Here is a 24,547-nt window from a genome sequence, read left to right as displayed (position 1 = left end):
AAAATGTAATAGTATGCATTTACAAACTCATGAATTTTGTTCTGTCCCCTCCTTTGACCACGATTATGGCATGGAAGACTATGGTAAAGGCGTAGCCCGCTGGTGTCCGGGTTGTGGAGGGCACTCCATACTCACCACGGTACAGCGCGTTTGCAAGGACATGCAATACGAACCTGAAAAAACGGTGGTAGTCTCCGGCATCGGATGCAGTGGCCGATTTCCACATTACATGGGAACCTATGGGTTTCACGGACTACATGGAAGGGCATTCCCCGTTGCCAGCGGAGTAAAATTCAGACGACCGGACCTCAACGTTTTTGTCGTAACCGGAGATGGGGATTGTTGCTCCATTGGAGCAGCGCACTGGGTACATGCAATCCGGTACAATATGAAAATGGTAGCATTGCTCTTTGATAATGGTATTTATGGTTTGACCAAAAAACAAACATCACCCACCAGTCCGCTGAACACCCATTCCAACACACACCCCAAAGGATCCTTCCTTCCCCCGATCAACCCGCTACAAACTACCCTGGGATTGGCCAATGTCTCTTTCGTGGCGCAAACCGTAGATTGGAATGCTGCACACCTCTATGCGACCATACGAAAGGCCGCCGAACATCCCGGTCTCGCTTTTGTACGCATCGTTCAACGGTGTCCGGCATTTATGCGCGACCTCTATGGTGATATTGCTGTCGACCCGAAAAACCTTATCCTGCTATCAAATGAAAATGGGATCAACCTCAAGCCAAAGGCCCGGAAAGCCTTTGGCCGGGTAATTGAACACGACCCTTCAAATATCCACAAGGCCAGGGAACACGCAGAGATCCATAATGGCATTCCAATAGGTTTGCTATATCAAAATACCGACAACGTTCGCTATGATGAATATGGAGCTCACAATCTCGGGATGGGAGTTGAAGAAAAAAAGGAGAATCTGGAATCCTTATTGGACCAATATAGTACAAGTCAATCGGTAAAATGAACGAAATAAATAATTTAGATACGGATCAGATCCTCGACTGTTATGCGCATAGCGACGTCGTGGTTACCCGGGAGCAAGAATCCGCACCTCCGCATGAACAATTAAAAAGCTATCGCGAGCAGTTGCACAAGTACTTTGTACAGGGTGTAAAAACAGACTTTTGCCAACAAATTAACGTAGCACCGGTCTTGTCGGCCCCGTGCTTGCGCGGTGAATTACCTGCTACAGCCTATCCGGTACTATTCGATCCGAAAAAAAACAAGCTCTGCAGCCTTCACGAACAACTGGAAGGGTTGATCTCAGAACATTGTGCATCGGAAATCGGCAACGACTTGATCGGGAAACTCCCTTCCATCCTGTTATCGCTTCAGGAAAATCTGCAAGTAGCCAAACCGGAACTTGATCATAGCGCACAGATACAAGAATTGATGGAACTCATGGGCAATGCTTTAAGCAAGGATACGCCAAAGGACTTCCAAGAGCATTTAGACCCTGTAAAACAAAAGCTCTTATCCTGCCAAGGGCCCATAATGGGCTTTGGCGCACAGACTCCATATCAATTGCTCAACATGCAGCTGAAATCGCATATGGCCACCTTTTCAGAGTTCATTGCTCATATGCAACGGAAACTATCAGGACTGAGTGCAATTGCCCACCTCCAAGATAAGGGCCCGGAAAAGGACAGTGCGCATTTTGAATTTGCCGGAGACCTTCTCTCCTTGGATGATGTACAGGAGGTCTCACCTCAAAGGGTTAGTTCAGATCTTCCAAAGGCGAGACTCGAGCGCATTCGGGAAAGCATAAAAGCGCTTTCCAACGCTGTGAGATCCTATACAGAGCAACCCAATAAGATCTTTATCACAAAAAAACTACTGGAAAGCCACAACCTTAAAGCGGTTTTTGGTCAGGCAACAATTGAAGTTGTGGGATCTAACGCCCTATCCCATGCCAAAGCCTATTTAGATAAGGAATTACCCAACTTTACAGCATTGATCCGGGCGATGCGTCTGGCGGACCTTGAGATGACGCAAACCTACGACGAATCTTTACACGATGCCTATTTTGAAGGATTCGCCCCGTCCTATCTGAATTACGAGGAGATCAAATATTTCCGCCCCGTGATTGTCATTGACGAAAGCCACAATATTGTTGATCAGACAAAGGATTTTCTTTCCCTTTTTTCAGATGGGGCCTTCATTAAGGTTTTCGCCATCAACACATTGAACGACATCAATTTACCTGTCGTAGCTTCTAAATTGAAAGCAAGTGCCCTGGAGATCGCATCCCTGGCAACCTTTCGTAGAAACGCCTATGTGTACCAGGGAAGTTTTGAAGACCCCTACGCTTTTGAAAATGCCCTACGTCAAGGACTGAATGCCACCACACCCGCACTCTGGAACGTATTGATTCCTGATGCCGGATCGGAAGATGGCCCAGCTTCTGCCATCAGGATCCACAGGGCGATCGAAAGCCGACAATTTCCGCGCCTGATCTACGATATCGAGGCCGGGGTGGATTTTGGAAGCCATTTCAATTTGGAGGCCAATCCGCAATGCGATCTCGTATATCCAAATCAAGTGCTGGAGATCAAAACTTCCCGCGGAAAGTGCACAGAACAGATCAGTCTGAGCTCGGCAGATTACCTTGCTATGGAGGCACACAATTTACAAGCCCTTGAGATCATTCCCGACTGGTATCAAAAGGAAAGTCTGGTAGCTGTCGCAGACTACCTTTCGGCCGATCCGGAGTCACAGACAGGAAAGATTCCCATTATTCAGGTAGTGGATGAAGACTACAAACTGCATAGGGCTGCCATTCCCGCTTCCTGGCTTCAACAGATAAGAAGCAGACTGGACTATTGGCGTTTTTTACAGGAACTGGGAGGGGTAAAGAGTCAGCATTTTGAAAACAAGTTGTCCAAATCAAAAGCCGAGTGGACAAAGGCCAAAGAAGAAGCACTAAAAGCACTGGAAGCACGGTTATCTGAGGCGTATGAAACCCAAAGAGCCGCAGACATGGAAAGAACCATCCACAATATACTGCTGGCACTCATGGAAGGAAAAACCGACCTGACCAGCCTTGCGTTAGGCTCAAGCGCTACCGTGCCTGTTAACATAACATTGGAAACGGATGAGGAACCCCTTGAAACAGCACCGGCTCCGAATGAAAACGTACCGGCTCCGGAGGAAACTCCTAATGAAGAAGTATCGGTGAGTCAAGTGCCCTGGGTGGAAAGCGATGAATGTACTTCCTGCAACGAATGTATCAATACAGCGCCCAATGTTTTTAAATACAATAGCGACAAACAAGCCCATGTTCACAATCCCAAAGGCGACAAATACGCAAAGATCGTTGCTGCAGCAGAGAAATGCCCGGCCATGTGCATCCATCCGGGTTTGCCTCAGGACCCGAAGGAACCCGGATTGGAGAAATTGTTGAAAAGAGCGGAGAAATACCAATGACCCGAATAGGCGGTTAAAAACGGCAAATGATATGAGCAGTGGCAGCTGCGTCTGCTGCCGCTTTGAAATACCAGGAAGACCTGCTGTTCTGCAATAAAGACAAAAAATACAAAGCTACCCTACCAAATAAAAAAGGCTGCTCCGTGAGGAACAGCCTTTTTTTTCATGTATAATACTCCGCTAGGATTACCAGATCTTAACGCGTTTCTCAGGAGCGAGATACATACTATCTCCTTCCTTAACGTTAAAGGCCTCGTAGAAGGCGTCGATATTCTTAAGTGGCTGCACTGCTCTGGTCATACCAGGAGAGTGGGTATCGGTAAGGATACGGGTACGCAGTGCCTGATCGCGCATTTTGGTTCTCCAAATGGTAGCCCACGACATAAAGAAGCGCTGCTCAGGAGTGTATCCATCGATCAGTCCCGGATCTCCGTGCTCTGCCAGGTGAATTTTCAATCCGTCAAGAGCGGCATTCACACCTCCAAGGTCACCGATATTTTCACCAAGGGTAAACTTCCCGTTAATGAATAGTTCCGGAGCCACCTCAATAGCGCTGTACTGATCTGCCAGATCCTGCCCCAGGTTTCTGAACTTCTCCAGGTCGGCCTCAGTCCACCAGTTTTTCAAGTTTCCTTCTGCATTAAAGCGCGCGCCCTGATCGTCAAAACCGTGAGAGATCTCGTGACCGATCACCGCTCCGATACCTCCGTAATTCACTGCTGCATCGGCATTGAAATTAAAGAAGGGTGGTTGAAGGATAGCAGCAGGGAATACGATCTCGTTGTAACGCGGATTGTAATATGCGTTTACGATCTGTGGCGCCATAAACCACTCTGAACGGTCTACAGGCTTATTAAGTTCGGCCATATTCTCCTTGAAAGACCATTGTCTTACAGCCAGGCTATTGTTAAAGTAAGACCCACCTTCTTTTGGTGACTTTACTTCCAGGGTGCTATAATCTTCCCATTCATCAGGATATCCCACCTTAACAGTGATCCCTTTAAGCTTTTCGATAGCCTTAGCTTTGGTCTCGGCATCCATCCATTCGAGATCGGTGATCCTGGCCTCGTAAGCCTTGATCAGGTTGCCGATCATTTCTTCGGCAGTTTCCTTAGCCGAAGCAGGGAATTTTTCTGCTACGTATAATTTACCTAATGCTTCTCCTAAAGACCAGTTAATGGTAGACAGGGCACGCTCGTTGATCGGCAATTGCTCCTGTGCTCCATTGAGTTCTTTAGAGTAGAACTCCCAATTGGCCTGATCCATATCTGTGGTCAGGATCCCGGCAGCAGAATTTACCACATCCCAACGCAAAAGGGCCTTCACCTCATCAAGACGATCGGCCTTCATTACATTTTCCAGGGAAGCCATATAATCCGGCTGAGAAACAATAAGGGTATCGGCTCCGGCAACACCTGCAGCATCGAGGTATTTATCCCAATTAAAGGCACCCAGCATCTCAGGAAGTTCAGCAACAGCAGTTGGATTATACGTGTTATTCGGATCTCTTCTGGCTACTTTATCAAGTGTATTTCCTGCCAATTCGGTTTCAAGAGCGAGGATGGCCTCAGCATCGGTAGTAGCCTCTGCTTCTTCTACCCCAACCATACCCAGCATACGAACGATATGCTGCTTGTAGAGTTCTCTGATCTCTTTAGAGCGATCGTCTTCCTCCATGTAGTAATCCCTGTTAGGAAGTCCCAAACCAGCACTTCCTAAAGAAGCGATGTTACGGGTCGTATTCTTAGAGTCGGCACTAACACCGATCCCGAAAAACACATTACCTCCCATTGGGGTGGTTTCTATAAGATAATCCTGAAGTCCTTCAACATCTTCGATCGCAGCGATCTTATCTAACCATGGCTGTAACGGAGCAATTCCCGCCTCATTTCTGGCCACAGTGTCTGTGATCGACATGAACATGGCTACCGCCTTCCCCTGATCTGTGGTCAGGTCAAGCGCCTCATTGCCTGCCTCCTTTAAAAGGATGGCCAAAGCATCTTCTGTGGTTGTTTTGCGAAGTTCGTTAAAGCCTCCCCAAACCGTACGATCTGCAGGGATCTCCGTTTCCCGGTACCAGGTACCATTAACGAAATTAAAAAAGTCATCTTGTGGGGCCACGGTGGTATCCATATAGGACAGGTTGATCCCGGGCACTACTTCTGCCTCATTGCTCATAGCCATGCGGTCGTCTTTTTCCGTTTTACAGGAAAAAGTAAGGGCACCGGCAACCAACAATGAAAGCAACGTAAATTTGTTACCTTTCATATGATAAATTTGATTTTTTTGGAACGTTCCTAAAATTAAGGCTTGAAACGAATTAACCCCCGACTTTATGCGTTTATTAACATAATTTTAGCGGTATTTTCTTAATCCCGATCAATTAAGTGTAAATAGCAATTTTTACCCCTTGATGATCTTTTTAAAGACAGAAGAAAATGTAGCACCCTTAATTTTGAACGGCCGGGGTATCCAACTGAAGTGAATCGCGATTTAAAAAGTCCTCATACACCTTATCTCTGAGTGCGTCAGACACCTGGTAGCGAAAGGCATTATATGCCTCGAGGATCTTAAATCGTGTGGTATCGATATCGGGAGTGGGTACGCGATGGTTGAGCTGATCCTTCAACTTTTTTGTAAACGTTCTGAACACCAGCACCCTGCTTTTTACCGCTGGAATATTGACCTTTTCAAGGGTAGAATCATTGATCAGGGTCGCTTCTAAGCGAATAAGCTCATCGGTAATAAAGCCCAGGTCGCCACTTTCTGTCGCCCTGAAATTTTTCATCTCCTTTTCGAGTTCCCAGAACGCCTTCCAGGTTTGCATGCGTTCTCCGGTCCTTGGGTCTATGACGTATAGCTCTTCTAATGGTGCATAAGTGGATATGGTTGGTATTGCAACCGTATTTTCCACCTGTGTAGCTTTCTCTTCTGACCTCCCGCAACTTATAGCAGCAAATGCTACAAAAGCCACAAGAATAACGCTGTATCTGTAAAAGGTATAGATCATCAGGACAAATGTAATTGAAAAAGTACAAAGGAAACAAGAATAAATCAGGGCGATACTGCTACAGCTCGCCCTGATGATATTTCTTTACAAAGAACCATATGTTCTTTAATGCCTATTGGTATACCCTAACGTAGTCTACTTCCAATACACCCTGGGTGAAATTCGCAGGTACATCTCCTCCCAGGTTTCCTCCTACAGCAATATTCATCAATAAATAGTGTGGATCGTTATAAGGTTTATTCTCATCATTGGGAAGTTCATGAACAAGAGTGTCGTCTACAAATATCTTTATGCTATCGGCACTCCATTCCATGGTATAGACATGAAAGGTTCCAGAAGCATCGGTTACCGAAGTAGTACCACCCTCATTAAAATAGGTATGAGTGATCATGTCTGCCCAGTGAAAATGGGCTATTGTCGAATTCTTATCCCATCCGGTCTGCTCGAGGATATCGACCTCCCCGCAGCGAGGCCAACCAACATTACCGAACTGATCGCCAAAGTAGTTCCCGGTTTCATTGATATTCGCGCCCAGCGTCCACAATGCAGGCCATGTCCCGGCCGACTGCGGAAGTTTTGCGCGAAATTCCACCCGTCCGTACTTAAAAGCGAATTTAGAGTTGAGTCTTGCCGAAGTATAGGATTTGGTAGACCCATAGGCCATATACTGTTCCTTATTAGCAACGATCTTAAGCGTACCGTCACTCACATAGGAATTATCTTGTCTGTCGGTATAATGTTGTAATTCACCATTAGCCCAGTTACTACCCTGAATCGGGATCACCTGGTGATGCCATTTTTCAGGATCCGGACTTCCCTCGTATTCAAATTCATCAGAGAAAATAAGGCCTTGTTCACCTCCTGATCCTTCGCCGGAACCTTCACCGGAGCCTTCGCCCGAGCCATCCCCGGAACCTTCACCAGAGTCATCATTAACCGCGGCCTTATATACTTCAACCGTTACAGTTTCGTTGATAAATTCACCCTGAGCCCCAAAAGCCCATGCAGTAATATCGTAGGTATGGGTACCTTCTTGTGAGAATTCATATTGAATAACTCCCGATTTGCTCTCTATCGGATCTCCTACCTCCATACTAAAGGCATAGCGAACGGCTTTATTTGCGGTTGCTGCAACCTGCACCCTACCTGAACCGTCTCCATATGGATTGGAAGCATTTGTGCCAATAACAGTAACGTTAAGCACCAGATCTCTTGGCATGGTATCAGGCTCCAGCTTGTCTTCTCCACAGGAAAGCAATAAAAACAGTGTAAAGAATGTAGCGATCAAAAAACGAGATTTTACAGCTAATTGCATTAGCGACATCATAGTAGGTTTCATCTTTAAAGGGTATCTCAGCACCTCGATAATTAAGGTGTTGTTTTGTTTATAATTTTAACCGGGTAAAGATACGATTAAAACGTTTCATTAAGGTGATCTTTATCATTTAACAGCACTAACTCCAAAGTTCACTATAACCCTGAAATTAGCTTAGAATCAACTCTTTGACTTAAAACTTCATTAAAAGCCTTACCAGGAGTACGCGCTGCGCGCATGGACCTGTTTGACCTACTAATGCTAATACAAAACCTCACCCTTGTTACGCAAGAACAGCTTCTATCCAAAACTCCTTGCCAGGAGTACGCGCTGCGCGCATGGACCTGTTTGACCTACTAATGCAAATACAAAACCTCACCCTTGCTACGCAAGAACAGCTTCTATCCAAAACTCCTTGCCAGGAGTACGCGCTTCGCGCATGGACCTGCTTGACCTACTAATGCAAATACAAAACCTCACCCTTGCTACGCAAGAACCGCTTCTATCCAAAACTCCTTGCCAGGAGTACGCGCTTCGCGCATGGACCTGCTTGACCTACGCCTCCAAATACAAAACCCTTCCCTTGCTACGCAAGGATTGTTTTTTTATCCCTCACCCCTTACAAGAGCTAGCTCTTGACGTGGTCGGAATAAAAAAACCCATCGCCTTCGCGATGGGTTTTGTGCTTGATGTAGCCCCGCCAGGACTCGAACCTGGATCTAAAGTTTAGGAAACTTCTATTCTATCCCTTGAACTACGGGGCCGATAATTGTAGTGATTCACCTACACAGACAAAAATAAACGGAATTTGAATGTTCCGGAATGCATTTCTAAGATTTTTTTCCGGAAAAGCCCCTGCTTGCACTACCCTAAAATACTCCAGGAACATCTTCTCCCTGCTCAGGAAATATCACCCTTGGATTGGCTTCCTTAAGAAGGTATTGCCTAATGAGCTTCATCACATCGCTATTGTGTCGTTGCGGCTCTATAAAGGAATAAAAAGTCTCAAACTCAGAAACCTGTTCATCTGCAGGAAGAAATCCGTAGCCCTTATAGATCCCTTTATCTACCAGCACCAATCCATTTTCATCGGGAGTTCGCCCTTTGAGTACCAGGACAAAAGATGCTTCAGCCAGGGTAAGCTCCTCTAATGCCTTCGTTACCCGCTCATTATACGCTGCCACATCCTCTTGAGCTGTACAGATCCCTTTACACTTTTTTACTCTAAAATGGTTACAGGCTCCCGTTGTGGTCTGAAGTGCCGTGTATCTGGGACAGAGTTCATATTTTATACAAAGCCGCTCCAGTTCGGTGATACATTCGGTTACATTAAAAAAAGTTCGCAACGCCTCAGGAACCGATGAGACAGGATTATACCCCAGTTGTAATATGCCTTTTCTATTCTTGTAAACCATAAGCGCATAGCCCTTATTCGTGCGCTTTTGAGCCCTGTTGTATTTGGGATATACCGACTTGATCTCCTTCGACTCCATGAGCAGGGCCATAAGTTCGGATCCCGAAAGCTCAAAATCAAGGGAGGCGGTTTCCCGGCACATAGCGATCTCCCTGGCGCGCTTATCGTAAAAATGCCCCAACACCCTTTTCTTTATATTGATGGCCTTGCCTACATAGATCACCTTACCATAGCGATCTTTAAAGTAATAGACCCCAGGTGTTTCAGGCAACTTTAGAAACTCCTCCTTGGGCAAGAGGGAAGGCAACGTTCCTTCCACCGAATTTCCTGCAACCATTTTCAGGTATACCTCCTCCAGATCATTATGCAACAATCGCTCGAGAAGCAATACGGTAGCATCAATATCACCCTTGGCACGGTGCCTGTCTTCTAATGGGATATCCAGACTGGCGCACAACTTACCCAAACTATAGGAATGAAGTCCCGGAAAGACTTTCCTCGACCACCGTACCGTGCACAACTTCTTGCTTCTAAAATCCAGATCCATCCGCTTAAACTCACTACGTAATACCTGGTAATCGAACTGCACATTATGCGCTACAAATACCCGGTCTTTAAAAAGATCTAAAAGCAGAGGGGCCAACTCTTCGAAGGCGGGTGCTTCAGCAACCATACCATCATCGATCCCTGTGAGTCCGGTAACAAATGGAGATATGGGAACCCCGGGATTCACAAGGCTGTGAAACTCCTTTTCTTTTTCCCTTCCGTTATGCCATACCACAGCGATCTCGGTCACCCGGTTATCCCGTCCGGCAAGTCCGGTAGTTTCAATATCGACAATGGCAAAACGCATAACAATGTACTTTGGTGATTTAAAAATAAGGTATTTCCCGGGCGACTTCAGAATTCGAACCGCAACTGTACGGTTAATGCCGTTTCCTCTTCAGGTTCTTCTTCCGTATTTCCTGTATTGAGGTTAGAAAGGGACAACCCCAGCAACCTTACAGAATTCTCAAGGGTTTCCTGGTATAGTAATTCTTTGGCCAGCTCGAGAATAAGGCTTTGATCAGCAATATAATACCCCAGAGTTCTCGATCTCGTCTGGGTTTTAAAGTCGCTGTATTTTATTTTAAGGGTAATGGTCTTGCCGGCCACCTTTTGTTTTTTTAAGCGTCGCCCCAGTTCTTCGGCAATGTGGGTGAGCTTTTCGAGCATGAATACCTCACTACTGAGGTTCTCTTCAAAGGTGCGTTCGGCGCCTACCGATTTAGGAATACGCTCCGGAGTTACCTTACTGTGATGAATACCCCGCACAACATGGTAATAATGTGTCCCGCTTTTTCCGAAATGTTCAGTAAGAAATTCAAGAGACCTTGCTTTTAGCTCCTTTCCGCTAAAGATCCCTAATTGATACATTTTCTCTGCAGTCACCTTACCGATACCGAAGAATTTTCGAATATCAAGGCCTTCAAGAAATTCCAACACCTCTTCCGGCGGAATCGTTTTTTGTCCGTTGGGCTTATTGATATCACTGGCTACCTTAGCGAGAAACTTATTGACCGATATCCCTGCGGAAGCATTTAATCCCGTTTCTTCATAGATACGCTGCCTGATCTCCGTGGCCAGCAGGGTGGCGGAAGGCATCCCCTTTTTGTTTTCTGTGACATCGAGAAAAGCCTCATCAAGGGATAAGGGCTCAACCAGATCGGTGTAGTCCAGGAAGATCTTGCGGATCTTCAGAGAGATCTCTTTATACCGATCAAAACGGGGTTTAACAAAGATAAGTTCCGGGCAACGCTCGGCGGCAACCCTTCCCGACATCGCACTTCTTACGCCGTACTTCCGGGCCTCATAACTTGCCGCTGCTACCACGCCCCGCTTTTCACCCCCACCTACAGCCACAGGCTTATCCCGAAGACCGGGATCATCAAGCTGCTCTACGGAGGCAAAAAAGGCATCCATATCAACATGGATGATCTTTCTGACCGGGAACTTTTCTTCCATACGGCAAATTTAAAGTAATTTAGCATGTGAAGGGGAGCAACCCACAAGCCAACACTATGAAAAAAGCGATCATTCTCGGAGCTACCGGACTCACCGGAAGTCATTTACTGGAGCAGTTACTACACCATGATAGCTACAGCGAGATCGTGGTATTCGGACGGCGCTCTGTGAACCAAAAGCACCCCAAACTCACCGAACACCTTACCGACCTGATGCGGCTTGAAAAAGAGGAAGCACGATTTAATGCCGACGAGGTGTTTTGTTGTATTGGTACCACCAAAGCCAAAACTCCAGACAAAGAAACCTACAGGGCCATAGACTACGGTATTCCGCTTGCTACTGCAAAACTATGCCGTAAGAACAGTATAGACACCCTGGTGGTGATCTCTGCCATGGGAGCGAATCCCAAAAGCGCTGTTTTTTACAACCGCCTGAAAGGGGAAATGGAACACGCCGTCCTGGAGGAGAACATCCCCAATACCTATATCGTACAACCCGGACTTATAGGGGGAGAACGAGAAGAACAGCGCACGGGTGAATGGATCTTTAAACAGTTGTTCAAGGGGCTGAATCTCCTTATGGTAGGTCCGCTGAAAAAATACAGAAGTATCGAACCTGAGCAGATCGCCGGGGCCATGATAAGCCTGGCCAATGGTAAAAAGCCTTCCGGAAGATACCAAAACGACGAATTAATGGAACTATCAGCTAATTAGAACAGCTAACCTATGAAGGAGATCGAACATAAATTCCTGGTAAGCTCAGATGCCTGGAAAAATCTGGCCAGCGAAGGACTGCGTATTGTTCAGGGATTCCTGAACACCCATCCGGAACGTACGGTACGAGTAAGGATCAAAGGAGACCGTGGGTTCTTGACCGTAAAAGGCATCTCGAATGAAAGTGGGACCTCCAGGTTCGAATGGGAACGGGAGATCGAAGCATCAGAAGCTGAGGCCTTATTGCGTATTTGTGAACCCGGAGTGATCGACAAAACCCGTTACGAGGTGCTTGTCGATGGGAAATGCTTTGAGATCGACGAGTTTCACGGCGACAACGACGGACTCATAGTTGCGGAGATCGAACTGGAAGCGGAAGGCGAAGAATTCACGAAACCCGATTGGCTGGGACAGGAGGTTACCGGGATCATTCGCTATTACAACTCCATGATCAGCAAGCATCCGTTCAAAGACTGGAGTGAAGAGGAAAGAGGGAGTAGGGAGTAATGAATAGGGGGGGGGTTGGATCGTAAATGATAACTCCCCCTCTTGATTTAAAACCTCCCAACCGCATAACTGTATAACTACATAACCTTATAACCGTATAACTGCATAACTGCCTAACCGTTTAACCAACCGCCTATGAAAACCAATTTACCGACCATGGCGTTGTTACTGACCTTGATCTCCTGCAACGTCACCGTCGAAAAAGAACAGCCATCAACGCTGACCCCGGAAACACAAAAAAGCGAAATACCTGTTGCTGCATTAAAAGCCCGACTTCAAAATGAAGGTTACCAGATCTTTGATTATGTCGATCAGAAAACAGGAGATACCATCCTGATGCAGCAATATTTTATGGCTTTCCTTAAGGCAGGACCCAGGCGGTCCCAGAGCAAACAGGAAGCCGACAGCCTGCAAACGCTACACCTAGAGCATCTTGGAAGGATGTACGAAGAAGGATATGCCGATATCTCCGGTCCGTTTGGTGACGATGGTGACATCAGGGGTATTACAATCTACAATGTACCCACATTTGAAATGGCCGACAGCCTTGCTAATATGGACCCTATGGTGAAAAGTGGCCGTTGGGTTATCGAAATTCACCCCTGGTGGGCGGCTAAAGGATTCGGGTTAAGGTGAGAGAGGAGTTAGTGGTTAATAGGGAATAGTTAGTAGATAGCTGTAGGCTGTAGGCTGTAGGCAGTAGGCTGTAGGCTGTAGGCTGTAGGCTGTAGGCTGTAGGCTGTAGGCTGTAGGCAAAAAAACAACCTATTTCTTTACCCTCTTTACCCTCTTTACCCTTTACTCCTTTACCTTCTTCTCTTTGTAACCTCATCACCTTGTAACTTTACAACCCTGCAACCCCATTAAAAAAAGCCCCCGGAATACGGAGGCTTTTAAATATACTTTAGAGATCGCACTATCTGCTGATCTCCAGAATTTCGAATTTCAGGGTTCCGTTAGGTACTTTGATCTCTGCGATCTCACCTACCGACTTCCCGAGGAGTCCTTTCCCGATGGGAGAGTTCACCGATATCTTCCCGCTCTTGAGGTCGGCTTCGCTCTCGGCTACAAGGGTATAGTTCATTTCCATCCCGTTTGCCTGGTTCTTGATCTTAACAGACGAAAGCACTAAGACTTTCGAGGTATCCAGCTGGGATTCGTCTATAACCCTCGCATTAGACAATGTTTCTTCCAATTTGGCGATACGCATTTCGAGAAGCCCCTGGGCTTCTTTAGCGGCATCGTATTCTGCATTCTCAGACAGGTCTCCCTTGTCCCGGGCTTCTGCTATAGCTTGAGAGGCTTTGGGGCGTTCCACGCTTTTCAGCTGGTCGAGCTCTTGTCGTAACTTCTTTATTCCTTCCTCAGTATAATAAGATACTTTACTCATAACTTCATGGTTTATAAATACAAAAAATCCCCTTTTCTCTAAGAGGATTCAAACAAATATACAAAATTTTACCCAACATTAATTTTTGTAAATTGGCAGAAATTTGCTCCCATGAGACACTTATTCATATGGCCTCTATTGGCTTTGGCTATGGCAACTGTAAGCTGCGACAACAGCGAGACAGATCGCAATCCGTACCTGTTAGAACCGCGCTTCAGTATAGACCTCAACCTCAACCTGCCTCAATATGGAAGCCTGAATATAGCCGGAAATGCTCTTTATGTGGGAGGCAATAATGTAGGCATCAAAGGTATTATTGTTTACCATCAGGGATTTGGCCAATATGTTGCCTGGGAAGCTTCATGTCCCAACCACGTACCCAACGACTGTTCGACCCTGACCATAGAAGGAGGTGTTAGTGCCGATTGCGGATGCGACGACTTTACGTACAGCCTGCTCAACGGCGCCATGCTCAATGAATTTTCGGAAGATGGCAGACCGTATCCGCTCTTGAATTATCGGGTTCAGGTTAACGGCCCCATCATCACCGTATTCAATTAAGCCCCCTGACCGTTACCGGCAGAGGGCCTTTTTGATCTTTTCCCCTAAAAAGATAACTTACTAAAACTTCAGGTCTATCCCCGCCAGGAAGTTGATCCCGGCCTGCGGATAATACCCGGTACCGCTAAGGGTACTTACCGAACCATCGGCATTATCGATGTCATAGGTGTAGAAATATCCGTTTGAACTGTACTTCACGTCAAAGATATTGTTCACCAAGGCGCTCAGAGTAATGGCCTTAAAGAATGCAACATCGGCGAACGTATACTGTATATTCAGGTCATTTACAAAGTAATCGTCGAGCTTAGAACTCTCGGCATCGATATTCCCCAGGTACTGTTCTGAAACGTATTTTGAAAGGAAGGCTACCTGCATGCCATCTACCGGCAACCAGGTGAGCATATTCCCGGCGATCACCGAAGGCGAATAAGCGATGGTGGTATTCCCCAGGTCCTGCAGCTCCCCATCCAATTCGAAGAAATAGTCCAGGTTGCGGTTATCGCTCAGAGCGATATTTGGCCTTACGATCCAGTTCTCTCCCAGGCGCCAGGTCGCATCAACCTCCAGACCCAGGCGGTAACTATCTCCTATATTACTTCTCAGTGGTGCACCTACATCATTAAGTTCTCCGGTGAGCACCAGCTGATCTTTATACCTCATATAATACACATTGGCATTAAGTTCCAGGTCTGCCCCCCTGTAACGCCATCCCAGTTCAAGGTCATTGAGCTTTTCAGGTCGCGGATTCCCACTTTCGTAATCGTTCCTGTTAGGCTCCCTATGGGCACGGGCAAACGACGCATAGAATTGCTGGGCATCGTTTAACCTATAGGTGAGTCCGAATTTCGGATTAAAAAAGTTAAACGTATCATCAACCAGTCCGGTTTCATTTCCGTTGGCCTGGTAATTTACCGTACGGTACTGCATATCGGCATAGAACCCTAGTCCGTTATCCAGGCGGTAGTTGAGCTTACTATAAAAATTAAGATCGGTCTTTACCGAAGTATCGTCATAGTAGCGGTCTTTGTAATCGCTATCTCCGGCATAGCGCGCCCAGATGATCTCTCCAAAATGATCGCCTTCATACCTATTCCATGCACCCCCGGTAATGATCTTTAAGTTGTCTTTTTGGTATTGCACCGAAAAGGTGGTTCCGTAAAAATCATTATCCAGCCACCTTCTTCGTATCAGGTCGGTGGTATTGACCAATTCTCCATCAATATTCACAGGTTCGAGTCCATAGGTATCAAAATCGTCATCCTGGCGGTACTGTTCAAAATACCCTCGTCCGTAGGTATAGTGCAGGGCTATATTCGAACTCCAATAAGGCGACCACTGCTGGTTCCAGTGCAACTGAGTGTGGTCCTGTTTGTAATTATCGACCTCATTATCGTAGAAGTCAACGATATTTCCATTCTCGTCGTAGATCGCTCCTGCAATATTAAAGGTGCGATTATTTTCCAGTATTTCCGGATCTTCGATCCCATACCACGCCTGGTAGGTCACCTCGCTCCCCCCAAAGGTGAGCACTTTGATCAGGGTATTATCGTCTACATAAGACCCCTGGAGAAAATACGATTCCAGGTCGGCACGTGCGCGATCAATATAACCGTCTGACTGTATCCTGGAAAGTCGGCCATACACCTCAAAGTGGTCGTTAAGCAGTCCGGTACTGAACTTAAGATTGTTACGCAGGGTATTAAAACTTCCACCGGTTGCTGAGACCTGTGCGAAGGCTTCCTGGGAAACGGCATCGGTAAGCAGGTTCAGACTGGCACCAAAGGCTCCGGCACCATTTACCGAAGTACCTACCCCGCGCTGCAATTGCAAGCTCTCTACCGAAGAGGCAAAATCGGGAAGATTCACCCAAAAGGTTCCCTGGGACTCAGCGTCGTTATAAGGGATCCCGTTAATGGTAACATTCACTCTGGTCGCATCGCTACCACGAACCCTGATACCGGTATACCCTACTCCAGCACCGGCATCGGAGGTAGTAACCACCCCCGGAAGGTAGTTCATAAGAATAGGAATATCCTGCCCCAGGTTTCGGGGTGCGATCTCTGAGGCCGACAGATCAGAGAAACTCACCGGCGATTCGGTATCGACCCTTACAGCAGAAACCAACACCTCATCGAGAAGGACATCTTCTTCCGTGAGCTGTACAGGCACCCTGGTTGCTCCGTCAACCGTGATCGCTCTCAGAAGCGGCTGCGGAGCAGCGTAGTAAAAAACAAGTTCGTAATTGCCGTTAAGCAGGTAGAGTTCCCATTCACCATTCGTATCGGTCTGGGTTCCCTTATCGATACCCTTCACCCTAACCGATACCCCGGGCACGGGTTCCCCCGCCTGGTCTTTAAAGGTGCCGTAAACCCTGTTTTCCTGGGCTTGCACCATCGAAGTAAAGAGTACAAAAAGTAGTGTAAATAGATTAATGATCTTCATCCGTAATAAATTTTACGAATAAAAAGGGGTCATTATTCTTGCTATTAATTATTTGATTTTCTTCGAAGAATCGGCTTCCGGCCGGTACAACCTTTTCTTCGCCATCCCTAAACAGCATTACCTGTTCCAGGTTCTATGGGTATGATCTCAGCCTGCATGATTCGCGATCTGTTCGCAGAACCGTTAAGGCACCCCTTTTGAGACGGGGCAAAATTAAGAAGTAATCCCCAATAAAGAAGAGAATATTTACAAAATTCAACACCGGCCTTGTCAACACTCTGATTATCTTTGCTTTATGGCCAGGTTAAAAAAAGTCATCACGGCAAAAGTACTCATCAGTTACCTGGTGCTGCTCCTTCTGGCCATTGTTGCCGGGTGGATCATCTATGCCGAGCTCAATTCGTTTACACGTGCACAGGAGAACAATACCCAGGAAAACAATAAGGTCTTTGGCATTGGCAGGCTACTCACCCAGATGTACGAGAGTGAGAGTTTTGCCCGTTCAGCCATTCAATCCAGTAAGGAAAGTACTTACCGGGCCTACCTGCAAAAAACCGATTCCATACGCATCACCCTGGATTCCCTGCGCACGATCACGACCAATGCCAATCAGCAGGCTCTTCTGGACAGTATAGGCATCCTGCTGGAACAAAAAGTGACCAACATACGCGAACTGCGGCAGATACGCAATAACAATGCCTCTGAAATTGCATTGGACCGGGCTATTGAAAAATTTTCGAACATCGAAGAAACCCTGGGACGCCTTTCTCTCGAAGATTTTGTTGCAAACCCCGATGCACTGGGCACCCGGAGGCGGGACCTGCTCCAGGAACAGATCAACATCCTGAACAACTACATTCCCCGTGACTCTACCAATACTGTTGATGAGCGCACCCTGGATTCCCTGGTGATCGCCTCAAGAGCCATGCTGGAACAGATCCAGAAAGAGACGGCCCGACAAAGGTTATCGGTCGCTATTAAGGAAAACACCCTCTTGCAGAACGATCTGAATACCTCTCAGCAGTTACGGCAGATACTGTCTGTACTCGAGAAAGAACTTCTTGAGAATGCCCGGGAAACCAATGCCGAACGCAAACGCATCCTGAACCGAAGTATTAATGTGCTCAGCTGGGCAGCCGTTATCGGGGTGGTGCTTGCGATCCTTTTTTCCCTGGTGATCCTCAACGATTTCCTGCAGAGTCAAAGGTACAGGGAGCAGCTCGAGGAGGCCAATGAGTACACCCAAACCCTTCTGAAAGGCCGGGAACAGTTGATCTCTATGGTAAGTCATGATCTGCGCACCCCTTTAAATACCATACTCGGATACACCGAACTGCTGGCCGGCAATACCCAGACCCAGAAGGAGGCCTATTACGCCGGCAGAATACGTACCGCTTCGAACTACGTTACCAAATTGGTAGACGACCTTTTGGATTACACCAAGCTAGAGGCGGGAAAGGTTACCATCGACCCTGTTCCCTTTCAGCTGCCCAAGCTCATCAAAGAGACCGCCGAGAGTGTGCGCACCATTTACAGCAACAAACCCATTACCCTTACTTATGACTTCCCTGAAAAGCTTCCCGGAAAGCTCATCAGCGATCCACACCGGGTAAGGCAGATCCTCAATAATCTTATAGGAAACGCGTATAAATTCACCGAATCCGGAACGATAACGCTTTCGCTCAACCACGACGCAGCATCCGACCTGGTAACCATAGGAGTACAAGATTCCGGTATAGGGATCCCGAAAGAAAAACAAGCCGATATCTTCAGGGAATTTATACAGGCCGAAGCCGGCCACGAAAAGAAATTCGGAGGTAGCGGATTGGGCCTTTTTATCTCCCGAAAGCTTGCCGGACTCCTCGAGGGCGACTTGAAAATGACTTCTGAGGAAGGTATCGGAAGTTCGTTCACCCTCGAATTACCCGCACGATTTAGCAAATTACCCTCCAAACCATCTGAGGTATCGCAAAAACCAGCCGGAGACCTGAGTGGTAAGATCGTGGTGATCATTGACGACGATACCCTCCTGTTACAAATGCTCGAAGACTGGCTTCGAACCACGAATGCCGGAGTTCATCCCTTTAAGAGTGCTACCGAAGCTTTAAGCAAGATCCCGGAGATCGATTACGACCTCATCATTACCGACATTCAGCTTCCCGGAATTAACGGATTCCGCTTCCTGGAACTGTTAAGAACAGATCCTGCTTATCGATACAAGGACCAACCGGTGATCGCCGTTTCCGGCAGGAAGGATCTCGATGCACAAAAATACCTGAAGAACGGATTTACAGCATTTCTCTTCAAACCCTATAATCCGTCAGACCTCCTGGAAGTGATCAGGAATCTGGAAACAACAGGTAATGCTGAATCAAAACCACCCATAGCAGCACCTACTGAAAAAACGACTACCTCCCCTGCTCTTTTTGTGCTGGACGACCTAATGGGGTTTATGGATCACGATAAGATTGCCGTAAGAAAGCTGTTAGATGATCTGGTGATCACGACAGAAGACGATCTCATACGAATGAAGGCCCTTGCTGAAGCGAAAGACAGGAAAGCCATTTCGGACCTCGCCCACCGCATGCGCACCATGTTCCATCAAATACATGCAAAACACATGGTATCTGCCCTTGACACCTTAGAACACCAACCACCGGAAGTTATAAGCGAACTCGAGAAGCAGATCGAACAACTGGAAACCGCGTTCCACGACCTGAAACGATCGTTAGAGACATTTCATTAAGCCTTTATACCATATTCCTTGAGCTTGTTGTAAAGGGTTTTTCGGGTGATATGCAGAAGTTTGGCCGCATGCGATTTATTATTCCCCGTCTCTTTCAGGGCGTTGAGGATGAGATCCCTTTCGTTCTCCTTTTTCGAAAAGTTCATTCTTACCGGTTGGGCTTCGGCCTTGAGGGCCTCCTCGATAAATTCAGGGGGCAGATTCTTTTTTTCTATGAGGTCACCTCCGCATAGCAATACCGCCCTTTTGATCACATTAGACAATTCCCGGAGATTTCCAGGCCACTGATGTTCCTGAAAGATCCCGATCACTTCATCAGAAAAGCCTACAACCGATCTTCCCAGCTGTGCATTGGATTGTTGTAAAAAGTGATCGGCAAAGATCATGAGGTCTTCCTTACGATCGGTAAGGGAAGGTACCTGGATGGAAAATTCATTGAGACGGTGAAAAAGATCTTCCCGAAAGCGACCATCACTCACCGCCTTTTGCAGGTCTTCATTCGTGGCTGAGATCACTCTGATATCGACCTCGATCTCCTTACTGCTACCTATAGGCTTGATCCTTCGCTCCTGAAGTGCCCTGAGTAGTTGCACCTGGACCTCATAAGGAAGGTTTCCGACCTCATCGAGAAAGAGGGTCCCTCCGTTTGCTTCCTCAAAGTGCCCTTTTTTATTATTTACCGCCCCTGTAAACGACCCTTTGAGATGCCCGAAAAACTCACTACCGGCGATCTCCCGCGGTATGGCTCCGCAGTCTACAGGTACAAAGGGAGCCGATTTCCGGCTGCTCTGATCGTGAATGCCTTTGGCAACCACTTCTTTCCCGGTACCGCTCTCACCGGAAATAAGCACCGACATATTCGTCGGGGCTACCAGGGCAATGTACTCATTAAGCTTCTGAGAGGCCTTACTTATACCCCTGACCTTTTCCGAAAGTTGGCTATTAACAGATGTTTTCACAGCCGGCAGCCCGGCATCTGAAACGGACTCTGACAAGACTTCCTTTTTCAAGGCATTATTCATTACCGCCAGCACCTCCTCCTGATTAAAGGGCTTGGAAATATAATCAAAGGCACCCTTTTTCATGGCTTCCACGGCAGTAGTCACCTGGGCATACCCCGTCATAAGGATCACGGGAAGCTGCTCATCGACCGCTTTAAAATGACTTAATAACTGGATACCATCATCGTCCGGAAGTCGAAGGTCGGAGAAAACCAGGTCGTACTTATTCTTTTTAAGCACGGTATATGCAGCCTCGGCACTGGAACAATGGTCTACACTATGCCCATGACGCTCCAAAAACTTTTGAAACATCCTTGAAAAGTTTACATCATCTTCAATAAGCAAAACCCTGGACATAATTGTGTGTGTTACCACACAAAAATAAACATATAAAGTACTGTTTTTAAATATATTACATAAAAAAGGATGGGTTTCCCCATCCTCTTTATCAATCAAACTAACTAACTAAATACTACTATGTGATCTTTTTATTATTCTGATTTATTAATCCATTCTCCGTTCTCATTCGCATAGAGGGTAGCGGTTTCTTCACCCATGGTCACCTCCAGCTTATACTCTTTGGCCTCATTTACATAAGCCTTAGAAATTTCAGCTCCCGGAAAATCATTGGCCAACGCATCTTTAACTGCCTGTGGCACCTCATCATGAGCTACTTCGGTAAACTCTTCCTGATATACTTCATGATAGATATCTTCTGCGATCCCATCGTGAAAAATAACCGGAGTTGCTGCGAATGAAGTAAAACTTCCTAAAGCCAATGCTGAAACTAAAACTAGGTTTTTCATAATCAATTAATTTAAGTTATTGTGAATGTGTTTCTTATATAGATGCCACTATCGTACCAATTGTAAAAAGCTTCATGCCAGAACACAAAAAACCCCTGAAAACCATTGATTTTACAGGGGTTGTGACTTTTTATAGCAAAAAACACATAAACCGTGCTACTGTGTAAAAGCGGTATACACTGTGTAAAAATTACACACTTTACGGGTACACATTACACAGGGAACACTTATAGCGCCCTCACCTGGTGGGGTTGTTTGAGAAGATCTACCACGGTCTTGGCCGGATTAAAGGTGATCAACGGCACTTCAATAAATACCGTATTCCATCGGGCCATAGCCCCATTCCACAATCCGGGAAGCTCCAGGGCTTTTAGTTTATTTCCGTTCTTGGTTTTATGGGTGATAAAGGCCTGGTTGTGATCTACGAAATCGAGAAGATCGTACTTTTCGCCTTTATAATTCTTAACACTGCATACGATATCAACGGGGTTAAAGTGCGTAGACTCTTTAAAGATCTTGTTTTGAAACTTGTTCTTAATATCGATCTGAGCCGATTCGATGATCTGTAGGGAAATATTTCCGTTCTCATCCTTAATCCAGAAGGGTCCTCCTCCGGGCTCTCCTTCATTCTGTACCATCCCGCAAACCCGTATCGGTGCAGCAAGTCGTTCTTTTAAGAACTCGATCTGATAGATCTCTTTATACTTATTGACATCCGACTTGATATGCACATTGAGTTTTTCAGACAAGAAGGTCATGATCTCCTGAATGGTCGCCTCGTCCGGCACCGACTCATCGAGCAGTTTGGAATAGGCGTAGGCCTGTTCCCGCAATTCCAGAAGTTTTCCGGCAAGCATCTGCTTGTACTCGGTCATCTCTTCCTTGAATTTATACACTACTACATTATCGATGTTCTTGATGAAGATCAGATCGGCTTCCTGTTCGTTCAGGTTTTCAATAAGTGCACCGTGCCCCCCGGGCCTGAACAACAATTCTCCTGACTCAAGTCTGAAGGGTTCATCATCGAGGGTAACCGCAATGGTATCGGTTGAAGGTTTTTGAAAAGAAAAGGAAATATCGAATGTAACCCCTGTCTTCTCTTCGACCTCACTTCTAATCTTTTTAAACTCCTCTTTAAACCGTTGTAAGTGCTCTTCGGAAATGGTGAAATGCAATCGCGACTTGCCATGCGCACTGTTGTAGATGGCGGCCTCATAGAGGTGCTCTTCAAAAGCGGTTGAAGCCCTGCGCTTATAGCGGTGGAAAGGAAGCAGTCCTTTAGGAAAATCTCCAAAGTTAAAAGCATCTTCAGAAAGCAACAGTTTTATGAAGATAAGCTTCTGGTGGTCATAAGACAGTTTGATATAGTCGGGATAGCGCTTTTCCATCTCTTCCATCACCTCGCGATAGAAGGGGAATTTCTCCACCCCTACAAAAAAGGTTCGTATGATCTGATCATTGGTACGGTTCACATAGGCGTTCACCGTTTCCTTCTCCGGATCAAAGCCACTCAGGAACTCAAAAAGCGCCTTGAACATTCGCGTGGCAGCACCGGAAGCAGGCACGAATTTCAGGAGGTCAAGGTTATCCCGTTCTTCCTGAAAACGGTCAATGTACTTTTGTCTTTCTTCCCCTGAGTAACGCTCTACTCCATTGTCTATAGTAGCGGCAGCCACAAGGTTCACAAAAGGGATCCCCCTTTTAAAGACCTCGATCTGCTCCTCGATCTTTTCAGGTGCGATACCCTTACTCTTTATTTGCTTTAGATCGGCGTTTAGTAGTTGGGTCATGTGCAATGAGTTTATCTATTAGATTAGTGGCTTTTATAAATCGCTCTTCTTTATCTCCCTTTAATATTTCATAGGGCAGCCCATGGGTATCCAGGGTATTCAGAAAATAATCAAACATCTCTTCCCTGCGGTCAGGGCGGTCACGAAGGTCATCGGGCTCCCAGGGCGTATCGATATAGGTTAACAAATATAGGTCGTACTGACTTTCCAGCGCATATTTTTCGAGCAACGGATCTACATATCCATCGTAATAAGCCTCAGAATACACCATGGTTACCAGGAGATTGGTGTCCAGGATCAGAACGGTATCGGCTTCCTTCGCCAGTTCATTTTCCGACTCCATTTGCCCAACCGCAATGGGGATCATGTCTTTTCGCTCACAAGCCTTTTGCTCCCGATCCCATTTTTCCTGCAGGTAATCCCGGGCGAATTCGGGCACCCAGGCCGTTTTATAATGTTCGGCCAGGCGTTTTGCCAGGGTAGTCTTCCCGGTAGATTCCGGACCGTACAATACTACCTTAACAAGGTTGCCGGACTTTTGTTTAAGTTTTTCTTCCATGCCAGATAACCGTATATCGCAATTATGGTAAATATAAAATATTGTAAGCTGGTTAAAGTTAAGCCTTTATAAAGATATAACGGCACCGAAATAATATCTCCGATGATCCAATAGATCCAGTTTTCCAGTTTTTTCTTGGCCATAAGCCACATCCCCACAAAGAATATGGCTGTGGTCACCACATCGGCATAAGACAGCCATCCGTCCCATTTATCAAAGACCTCATAGACCAGGATCACAAAAGCCATGGTCCCCACAAATAACAACACCGACCAGCGATGCTCTTTCTTTGTGGTCCGGGTCACGGGAATAAAATGGTCGGCATCGACCTTACGGGTCCACAGATACCACCCATAGATACTCATGGAGAAATAATAGGCATTGATAAGCATATCACCAAGCAGCCCCCAGTACCCAAGGATATAGACAAAGATCAGGGTGCTGATGATCCCGGTGGGATACACCAGGATGTTTTCCCTTTTGGAATACCAAACACTCAAAAACCCGAACACCACGGCTATGGCTTCGAGTATGATCAGGTATACAGGTACATCCCGGTAGGGTTCGGCGATAAGATCAAAAATGTGGTTCATAATCGCTTCGGTCAGATTTTACGATCTTCATATACAACAGGCCTTTGTCGATCATTTCAAAAGCCGTCTTTATTTCTGTTTGCAACACAGCCATCACCTCGTCATAAGCCCCATAAACCTGCGTGCTTAGCGGATTCTCTAATACGGTGAGACCTGAGCCCCTCAGGTTCTTTATCAACTGGATGATAGCCGGTTCAAAATCATCCTGTATGGGGGTAAGGGTAAGCTCTACAGATATTTCCATTTCAT

20 protein-coding genes and 1 tRNA gene are annotated in these 24,547 nt (G+C 46.4%); 7 read left to right on the top strand and 14 right to left on the bottom strand.

The annotated features are described in order from the left end of the window. Nucleotides 1-13 precede the first annotated feature (13 nt). Together IS446_RS14135 and IS446_RS14130 are read left to right on the top strand one after the other, a co-directional pair. Nucleotides 14-985: a thiamine pyrophosphate-dependent enzyme gene (locus IS446_RS14135; protein ID WP_203061405.1), complete on the top strand. Its 972-nt coding sequence runs from the start codon at nt 14-16 to the stop codon at nt 983-985. Further along, a complete protein-coding gene (locus IS446_RS14130) occupies nt 982-3,447 on the top strand; it encodes a ferredoxin (RefSeq protein WP_203061404.1) in 2,466 nt (821 codons plus the stop codon). Before IS446_RS14135 ends, IS446_RS14130 begins: the two co-directional genes overlap by 4 nt. Before the next feature lie 186 nt (nt 3,448-3,633). On the opposite strand, the gene IS446_RS14125 is transcribed toward IS446_RS14130, so the two are convergent. The 6 genes from IS446_RS14125 to dinB all read right to left on the bottom strand — a co-directional run bounded on the left by IS446_RS14125 (nt 3,634) and on the right by dinB (nt 11,190). Next, entirely contained in the window at nt 3,634-5,715 is a 2,082-nt protein-coding gene (locus IS446_RS14125; RefSeq protein ID WP_203061403.1) for a M13 family metallopeptidase, read from the bottom strand. 181 nt (nt 5,716-5,896) lie between these two features. Beyond that, nucleotides 5,897-6,457, bottom strand: coding sequence for a hypothetical protein (locus tag IS446_RS14120; protein WP_203061402.1), 561 nt, complete (start codon nt 6,455-6,457; stop codon nt 5,897-5,899). Nucleotides 6,458-6,569: 112 nt separating this feature from the next. Then, nucleotides 6,570-7,796: a glycoside hydrolase family 16 protein gene (locus tag IS446_RS14115; protein WP_203061401.1), complete on the bottom strand. Its 1,227-nt coding sequence runs from the start codon at nt 7,794-7,796 to the stop codon at nt 6,570-6,572. Between the two features lie 668 nt (nt 7,797-8,464). Beyond that, a tRNA-Arg gene (locus tag IS446_RS14110) sits at nt 8,465-8,536 on the bottom strand. 105 nt (nt 8,537-8,641) lie between these two features. Beyond that, nucleotides 8,642-10,039 (bottom strand): exonuclease domain-containing protein, encoded by a 1,398-nt coding sequence (locus IS446_RS14105; RefSeq protein WP_203061400.1) that lies wholly within the window; start codon nt 10,037-10,039, stop codon nt 8,642-8,644. A 47-nt stretch (nt 10,040-10,086) separates the two neighbouring features. Next, a complete protein-coding gene (gene dinB / locus IS446_RS14100) occupies nt 10,087-11,190 on the bottom strand; it encodes a DNA polymerase IV (protein ID WP_203061399.1) in 1,104 nt (367 codons plus the stop codon). Between the two features lie 56 nt (nt 11,191-11,246). Here dinB and IS446_RS14095 point away from each other — a divergent pair, with 56 nt between their 5' ends. The 3 genes from IS446_RS14095 (at nt 11,247) to IS446_RS14085 (ending at nt 13,046) form a co-directional block, all read left to right on the top strand. Beyond that, a complete protein-coding gene (locus IS446_RS14095) occupies nt 11,247-11,903 on the top strand; it encodes an NAD-dependent epimerase/dehydratase family protein (protein WP_203061398.1) in 657 nt (218 codons plus the stop codon). Nucleotides 11,904-11,915: 12 nt separating this feature from the next. Continuing rightward, nucleotides 11,916-12,410: a CYTH domain-containing protein gene (locus IS446_RS14090; protein WP_203061397.1), complete on the top strand. Its 495-nt coding sequence runs from the start codon at nt 11,916-11,918 to the stop codon at nt 12,408-12,410. Between the two features lie 135 nt (nt 12,411-12,545). Next, nucleotides 12,546-13,046, top strand: a complete 501-nt coding sequence (locus tag IS446_RS14085) for a YciI family protein (protein WP_203061396.1) — start codon at nt 12,546-12,548, stop codon at nt 13,044-13,046. Between the two features lie 280 nt (nt 13,047-13,326). Here IS446_RS14085 and greA read toward each other — a convergent pair whose 3' ends face one another. Continuing rightward, nucleotides 13,327-13,800, bottom strand: coding sequence for a transcription elongation factor GreA (gene greA, locus IS446_RS14080; protein WP_203061395.1), 474 nt, complete (start codon nt 13,798-13,800; stop codon nt 13,327-13,329). A gap of 111 nt (nt 13,801-13,911) precedes the next feature. Here greA and IS446_RS14075 point away from each other — a divergent pair, with 111 nt between their 5' ends. Then, the gene (locus IS446_RS14075) at nt 13,912-14,361 is read left to right on the top strand and encodes a hypothetical protein (RefSeq protein WP_235996514.1); all 450 of its coding nucleotides are present in this window, start codon (nt 13,912-13,914) and stop codon (nt 14,359-14,361) included. Nucleotides 14,362-14,421: 60 nt separating this feature from the next. Here IS446_RS14075 and IS446_RS14070 read toward each other — a convergent pair whose 3' ends face one another. Continuing rightward, the gene (locus IS446_RS14070) at nt 14,422-16,803 is read right to left on the bottom strand and encodes a TonB-dependent receptor (RefSeq protein ID WP_203061394.1); all 2,382 of its coding nucleotides are present in this window, start codon (nt 16,801-16,803) and stop codon (nt 14,422-14,424) included. Between the two features lie 295 nt (nt 16,804-17,098). On the opposite strand from IS446_RS14070, the gene IS446_RS14065 reads away from it, so the two are divergent. Continuing rightward, complete coding sequence (locus tag IS446_RS14065; protein ID WP_203061393.1) at nt 17,099-19,549, top strand: ATP-binding response regulator; 2,451 nt, start codon at nt 17,099-17,101, stop codon at nt 19,547-19,549. On the opposite strand, the gene IS446_RS14060 is transcribed toward IS446_RS14065, so the two are convergent. From IS446_RS14060 to IS446_RS14035, 6 genes are all read right to left on the bottom strand, one after another. Further along, nucleotides 19,546-20,907: a sigma-54-dependent transcriptional regulator gene (locus tag IS446_RS14060; protein WP_203061392.1), complete on the bottom strand. Its 1,362-nt coding sequence runs from the start codon at nt 20,905-20,907 to the stop codon at nt 19,546-19,548. The genes IS446_RS14065 and IS446_RS14060 overlap by 4 nt on opposite strands. Nucleotides 20,908-21,041: 134 nt before the next feature. Further along, nucleotides 21,042-21,356: a hypothetical protein gene (locus IS446_RS14055; protein WP_203061391.1), complete on the bottom strand. Its 315-nt coding sequence runs from the start codon at nt 21,354-21,356 to the stop codon at nt 21,042-21,044. A 227-nt stretch (nt 21,357-21,583) separates the two neighbouring features. Continuing rightward, entirely contained in the window at nt 21,584-23,146 is a 1,563-nt protein-coding gene (locus IS446_RS14050; RefSeq protein WP_203061390.1) for a DUF4301 family protein, read from the bottom strand. Further along, the gene (locus IS446_RS14045) at nt 23,103-23,705 is read right to left on the bottom strand and encodes an AAA family ATPase (RefSeq protein WP_203061389.1); all 603 of its coding nucleotides are present in this window, start codon (nt 23,703-23,705) and stop codon (nt 23,103-23,105) included. Before IS446_RS14045 ends, IS446_RS14050 begins: the two co-directional genes overlap by 44 nt. After that, a complete protein-coding gene (gene pnuC, locus IS446_RS14040) occupies nt 23,660-24,298 on the bottom strand; it encodes a nicotinamide riboside transporter PnuC (protein WP_203061388.1) in 639 nt (212 codons plus the stop codon). The genes IS446_RS14045 and pnuC overlap by 46 nt, the downstream gene beginning before the upstream one ends. Continuing rightward, entirely contained in the window at nt 24,282-24,542 is a 261-nt protein-coding gene (locus IS446_RS14035; RefSeq protein ID WP_203061387.1) for a thiamine-binding protein, read from the bottom strand. Before IS446_RS14035 ends, pnuC begins: the two co-directional genes overlap by 17 nt. Between the last annotated feature and the right edge of the window lie 5 nt (nt 24,543-24,547).

The organism is Robertkochia sediminum (genome assembly GCF_016786255.1).
In the GTDB taxonomy this organism is placed as follows: Bacteria; Bacteroidota; Bacteroidia; order Flavobacteriales; family Flavobacteriaceae; genus Robertkochia; species Robertkochia sediminum.
Note: the sequence above shows the minus strand (reverse complement) of the source record. Positions and strands in the feature narration are given on the sequence as shown.

Excerpts from the sequence above, each read along its gene's own strand:
- IS446_RS14050 (WP_203061390.1), bottom strand. The coding sequence starts at position 23,146 with ATGACCCAACTACTAAACGCCGATCTAAAGCAAATAAAGAGTAAGGGT.
- dinB (WP_203061399.1), bottom strand. The coding sequence starts at position 11,190 with ATGGAAGAAAAGTTCCCGGTCAGAAAGATCATCCATGTTGATATGGAT.
- IS446_RS14130 (WP_203061404.1), top strand. The coding sequence starts at position 982 with ATGAACGAAATAAATAATTTAGATACGGATCAGATCCTCGACTGTTAT.
- greA (WP_203061395.1), bottom strand. The coding sequence starts at position 13,800 with ATGAGTAAAGTATCTTATTATACTGAGGAAGGAATAAAGAAGTTACGA.
- IS446_RS14125 (WP_203061403.1), bottom strand. The coding sequence starts at position 5,715 with ATGAAAGGTAACAAATTTACGTTGCTTTCATTGTTGGTTGCCGGTGCC.
- IS446_RS14035 (WP_203061387.1), bottom strand. The coding sequence starts at position 24,542 with ATGGAAATATCTGTAGAGCTTACCCTTACCCCCATACAGGATGATTTT.
- IS446_RS14090 (WP_203061397.1), top strand. The coding sequence starts at position 11,916 with ATGAAGGAGATCGAACATAAATTCCTGGTAAGCTCAGATGCCTGGAAA.
- IS446_RS14120 (WP_203061402.1), bottom strand. The coding sequence starts at position 6,457 with ATGATCTATACCTTTTACAGATACAGCGTTATTCTTGTGGCTTTTGTA.
- IS446_RS14085 (WP_203061396.1), top strand. The coding sequence starts at position 12,546 with ATGAAAACCAATTTACCGACCATGGCGTTGTTACTGACCTTGATCTCC.
- pnuC (WP_203061388.1), bottom strand. The coding sequence starts at position 24,298 with ATGAACCACATTTTTGATCTTATCGCCGAACCCTACCGGGATGTACCT.
- IS446_RS14070 (WP_203061394.1), bottom strand. The coding sequence starts at position 16,803 with ATGAAGATCATTAATCTATTTACACTACTTTTTGTACTCTTTACTTCG.
- IS446_RS14060 (WP_203061392.1), bottom strand. The coding sequence starts at position 20,907 with ATGTCCAGGGTTTTGCTTATTGAAGATGATGTAAACTTTTCAAGGATG.
- IS446_RS14055 (WP_203061391.1), bottom strand. The coding sequence starts at position 21,356 with ATGAAAAACCTAGTTTTAGTTTCAGCATTGGCTTTAGGAAGTTTTACT.
- IS446_RS14095 (WP_203061398.1), top strand. The coding sequence starts at position 11,247 with ATGAAAAAAGCGATCATTCTCGGAGCTACCGGACTCACCGGAAGTCAT.
- IS446_RS14135 (WP_203061405.1), top strand. The coding sequence starts at position 14 with ATGCATTTACAAACTCATGAATTTTGTTCTGTCCCCTCCTTTGACCAC.
- IS446_RS14065 (WP_203061393.1), top strand. The coding sequence starts at position 17,099 with ATGGCCAGGTTAAAAAAAGTCATCACGGCAAAAGTACTCATCAGTTAC.
- IS446_RS14105 (WP_203061400.1), bottom strand. The coding sequence starts at position 10,039 with ATGCGTTTTGCCATTGTCGATATTGAAACTACCGGACTTGCCGGACGG.
- IS446_RS14075 (WP_235996514.1), top strand. The coding sequence starts at position 13,912 with ATGAGACACTTATTCATATGGCCTCTATTGGCTTTGGCTATGGCAACT.
- IS446_RS14045 (WP_203061389.1), bottom strand. The coding sequence starts at position 23,705 with ATGGAAGAAAAACTTAAACAAAAGTCCGGCAACCTTGTTAAGGTAGTA.
- IS446_RS14115 (WP_203061401.1), bottom strand. The coding sequence starts at position 7,796 with ATGAAACCTACTATGATGTCGCTAATGCAATTAGCTGTAAAATCTCGT.